This window comes from Mesorhizobium sp. P5_C1 (assembly GCF_054049815.1).
Genome location: NZ_JBFULQ010000449.1, coordinates 1 through 4488 on the forward strand (window position 1 = coordinate 1; position 4488 = coordinate 4488).

Sequence of the window (4488 nt, forward strand, 5' to 3'; positions counted from 1 at the left end):
GTCACGCCGTGCATTGCTCTTGCCCTGAATGAACCTATGGCCTTGTCCTCGCTGCACCCAAATCATGCATTGGCCGCCCGGAGCGCGCACGATAGCATCGCGCGATCGGCGAACATGAAATCGTCAGACAGGGGAGCAGGAAAATGGGTGCAAGACTGGCCGGCAAGGTCGCCATCATTTCGGGCGGCGCGACGGGGATGGGCGGAGCGGCTTCGGAGCTGTTCGCCGCGGAAGGTGCCAAGGTGGCGATCATCGACCGCAACGGGGAGGCGGCGGCCGCAACCGCGGTGGCGATCCGCGCGCGGGGACACATAGCCGAACACTGGGTCGCCGACGTGTCCGATGAAGCCCAGGTCGAGGCGGCGGTGAAGGGCGCGACCGAAAAACTCGGCCCGATCACCGTCCTGTTCAACCATGCCGGCACCATCGTCATAAAGCCGTTCCTGGAGACGACGGTGCAGGAATGGGACTGGCTGCATGCCGTCAACGTGCGCTCGATGTTCCTGATGACGCGCGCCGTGCTGCCCGGCATGATATCGGCCGGTGGCGGCTCGATCGTCTGCACCTCGTCGATCTCGGCAGTGGCGGCAACACCGATGGAGGTGCTCTACGACACCACCAAGGGCGCCTGCCACATGTTCGCGCGCGCCATCGCCGTCGAGTTCCGCGACCGCAACATCCGCTGCAACGCGGTCTGCCCCGGCTTCATCCGCACGCCGCACGGCCTGCGCGAGGTTGCCGATCTCGGTCGGCTCGGCATCGATGTCTCAGACGCCGCACTGGCCGCGCAGCAGGGCCGTATCGGCGAGCCGGAAGAGGTGGCCAGGGCCGCGCTTTACCTGGCCAGCGACGAATCCAGCTTCGTCAACGGCACGCATCTGTTCGTCGACAACGGCTTTACCGCCATGTGACCAGCTGGACGCTGACAGCCCTTGGCTGTCAGCGCTCCTCGCGACGAAACGGCTTGAGCAGGGCCGACGGCGCCACCGCGTTGCGCGACATGACAGCCATGGCGACTATGGTGAAGATGAAGGGCAGCATCAGGAATGCCTCGTAGGGGATATGCCCCAGCCCGCTCGCCTGCATACGCAGTTGCAAGGCATCGACAAAGGCGAACAGCAGCGCAGCCCCTGCCGAACGCCACGGATCCCAGCGGCCGAACACGACGAGCGCGATCGCCACCCAGCCGCGCCCCGACACCACGCCGAAGGTGAAGGCGTTGAACTGCGCCATCGACAGGAAGGCGCCGGCCAGCCCCATCAGCGCACCGCCGAGGATGACCGCCTGGAAGCGCGTGGCGATGACGCTGACACCGGCCGAATCGGCGGCGCGCGGATTTTCGCCGACCATGCGCACCGACAGGCCCCAGGGCGTGCGGTAGAGGACGAAGGCGGCCAGCGGAATGGCAAGGATCGCCATGTAGACCAGCGCAAACTGGTTGAACACCGCCGGTCCGAGCACCGGAAAGCTGGAGAGGACCGGGATAGGCAGCGTCTCGAACCCCTTGATGCTTGGCGGCACCGATTGCTGGCCGAAGATCAGCCGATAGAGGAAATAGGCGAGGCCCGAAGAGAACAGCGTGACACCAATGCCGCAGACATGCTGGCTGAGGCCCAGCGCCACCGTGAACAGCGCATGCAGCGCGCCCATCAGCATGCCGGTCAGCACGGCGACGAGCACGCCGAGCCACAGGCTGCCGCTGAGGCTGGTGGCGGTGAAGCCGGTCATCGCCGACAACAGCATGATGCCTTCGATGCCGAGATTGAGCACGCCGGCGCGCTCGGAGAACATTTCGCCAAGCGTCGCGAAGGCAAGCGGCGTGGCGATCCGGATGATCGCGGCCAGGAAGCCGACCTGAAAGATCTGTTCGAACACGGCACTCATCGGGTCACTCCGACGCGGCGGATGCGGTAGGCGGTGAACAGCAGCGCCACCAGCATGGCAAGCAATGCGGTGCCTTGGATGACATCGCTGAGGAAGGCCGGCACTCCGGTCGCGCGCGACATCGCCTCGGCGCCGGTCATCACGGCGGCCAGGAAGATCGCCGCCGGCACCACGCCGAGCGGATTGAGCCGCGCCAGCATGGCGACGACGATGCCGGAATAGCCGTAGCCCGGCGAGATGTCGCTCATCACCTGGAAATGCACGCCGCCGACCTCGCCGACCCCAGCGAGCCCGGCCAGAGCCCCGGACAGCAGCGCGGTCGAGATCAGCACCCGCTCGACATGGATGCCGCCATAGCGTGCGGCTTCGGGATTCTCGCCGGTGACCCTGATCCGGAAGCCGAGCGTCGTGCGCACGATCAGGAACCAGATCAATGGCGCCGCCAGCAGCGCCACGACAACGCCGAGATGCAGCCGCGTGCCTTCGAGCAGCACCGGGAAATTCGCCGAATCCTCGATCGGCGGCGAGATTGGATAACCGCTGAAACTGTCTTTCCACGGCCCTTCGATCAGTGCCATCAGCGCATAGTAGATGACCGAGTTGAGCAACAGCGAGCTGACCACGTCGTCAACCTTGAATTTGACCCGCAGTGTCGCCGGCACCAAGGCAACCGCCGCGCCGGCAGCGGCACCGGCCGCCGCCATCAACAGCATGGCGAGCGGCCCCGGCATCGGGATCGCGCCGACAAAGCAGCTGGCCACCGCGCCGGCCAGCAATTGCCCCTCGGCACCGATGTTCCAGAATTTTGCCCGGAAGGCGACCGCCACCGCCAGCCCGGTGAAGATCATCGGCGCGGCACGCACCATCGTTTCGGTGATGGCGTAGCTGTCGCCCAGCGAGGCGGTGAACATCACGCCATAGGCATCGATGACGCCGGCGCCGGCCAACGCAATCAGCCCACTGCACAGGACAAGCGTGGCTGCGATCGCCAGCAGCGGCAGGGCCAAATTGAACCAGGCGGGCGTCGAGGTGCGGACTTCCAGGCGAAACATCAGCTGTGCCCCTCCGCGCCGGTCATCATCAGCCCAAGCCGGGCCACCGTCGCATCGGCGCTGTCGAGCGTGCCGGCGATTCGGCCCTCATACATCACCGCGATGCGGTCGCAGAGCACCAGCAGTTCCTCGAGATCCTCGCCGATGACGATGATGCCGCAGCCCTTGGCCCGCATGTCGAGGAATTTTTCATGGATGAAGCGGGCGGCGCCGATATCGAGGCCCCGCGTCGGCTGCGAGACGATCAGCACCTTCGGATCGAAGGCGAGTTCGCGAGCCAGCAGCGCTTTCTGCAGATTGCCGCCCGACAGCGCCCCGGCGCGGGTCATCGGTCCGGGGCAGCGAATGTCATAGGCCTTGATCTGCGCCTCGGCGAAGGCACGGATCGCATCTGGCTTGAGCAGGCCCCTGCTGCTGAACGCCGCCGTGCCGATGCGCGGCAGCACCATCGAATCGGCGAGCGGCAGGTTGGTGACCAGGCCGGTCGTCATGCGGTCTTCCGGGATGCGGCCGAGACCGAGCGCCTGCACCTCGCGCGGCGAATACACAGACACTTTCTGGCCGGCAATGGTCATCTGGCCTGCATCGGGCACGCGCACGCCGGAGATCACTTCCGCCAGGGCGCGCTGACCATTGCCCGAGACACCGGCAATACCGAGGATCTCGCCAGCGCGGACCGAAAGCGACACGTCGCGCAACGCCGTGCCCGAATGCCGCGATGTCGAAATGCCGTCGAGCGTCAGCACCGCTCCACCGGGGGTCGATGGCCCCCTGGCCGGCGGCACGATCTCGTGGCCGCACATCAGCTGCGCCATTGCGGCAGATGTCGTGTTGGCGGGGTCATCGACACGGCCGGCGACGCGGCCATGCCGCAGCACCGTGCAGCGATGGGTCAGCGCCCGCACTTCATTGAGCTTGTGCGAAATGAAGATGATGCCGAGACCCTGTGCCGCCATCGAGCGCAGCGCCGAAAACAGCCCGTCGACCTCCGTTGGCGCCAGCACCGCTGTCGGCTCGTCGAGGATCAACAGCCTGGCACCGCGAAACAGCGCCTTGACGATTTCGAGCCGCTGCTGCTCGCCGACCGACAGCGCCGACACCGGAAGGTCGGGATCAAGCGTCAACCCATGTTGGCGGCCGATCTCCGCCAGCCGCGCCATCCCGCCGGCGCGGTCGATCCGCCCTGATCGGCCTGATATGCCGATGAGCAGGTTTTCCAGCACAGTCAGCCTCGGCGCCAGGTGGAAATGCTGATGCACCATGCCGATGCCGGCGGCCAGCGCATCGGCCGAACTGGCGATCCGCACCGGCTGGCCCTGGATGAGGATCTCACCTGCATCGGGCGCATAGGCGCCGAACAGCACGTTCATCAGCGTCGTCTTGCCGGCGCCATTCTCGCCCAGAAGACCGAGAATCTCGCCCGGCGCGACGCTGAGATCAACGGCCTCGTTCGCCTTGACGGCGCCGAAGCTCTTGGTGATGCCGAGCATTTCGATGAGTGGGGCGGGCAAGATGGCTCCCGGTGAGATGGCGTTGGCGCAGCTCTTCACCC

4 protein-coding genes are annotated in these 4488 nt (G+C 66.2%); 1 reads left to right on the forward strand and 3 read right to left on the reverse strand.

Annotated elements, in window-relative coordinates:
- The first annotated feature begins 143 nt into the window (after nt 1-143).
- Complete coding sequence (locus ACXJ7R_RS25505; protein ID WP_457154248.1) at nt 144-911, forward strand: SDR family NAD(P)-dependent oxidoreductase; 768 nt, start codon at nt 144-146, stop codon at nt 909-911.
- A gap of 28 nt (nt 912-939) precedes the next feature.
- Here ACXJ7R_RS25505 and ACXJ7R_RS25510 read toward each other — a convergent pair whose 3' ends face one another.
- Genes ACXJ7R_RS25510 through ACXJ7R_RS25520 form a run of 3 tightly spaced genes read right to left on the reverse strand, consistent with a single transcriptional unit; the run spans nt 940 to nt 4447 of the window.
- The gene (locus ACXJ7R_RS25510; RefSeq protein ID WP_457154249.1) at nt 940-1884 is read right to left on the reverse strand and encodes an ABC transporter permease; all 945 of its coding nucleotides are present in this window, start codon (nt 1882-1884) and stop codon (nt 940-942) included.
- Nucleotides 1881-2936: an ABC transporter permease gene (locus tag ACXJ7R_RS25515; RefSeq protein ID WP_457154250.1), complete on the reverse strand. Its 1056-nt coding sequence runs from the start codon at nt 2934-2936 to the stop codon at nt 1881-1883. The genes ACXJ7R_RS25510 and ACXJ7R_RS25515 overlap by 4 nt, the downstream gene beginning before the upstream one ends.
- Nucleotides 2936-4447 (reverse strand): ABC transporter ATP-binding protein, encoded by a 1512-nt coding sequence (locus tag ACXJ7R_RS25520; protein ID WP_457154251.1) that lies wholly within the window; start codon nt 4445-4447, stop codon nt 2936-2938. Before ACXJ7R_RS25520 ends, ACXJ7R_RS25515 begins: the two co-directional genes overlap by 1 nt.
- Nucleotides 4448-4488: the final 41 nt, after the last annotated feature.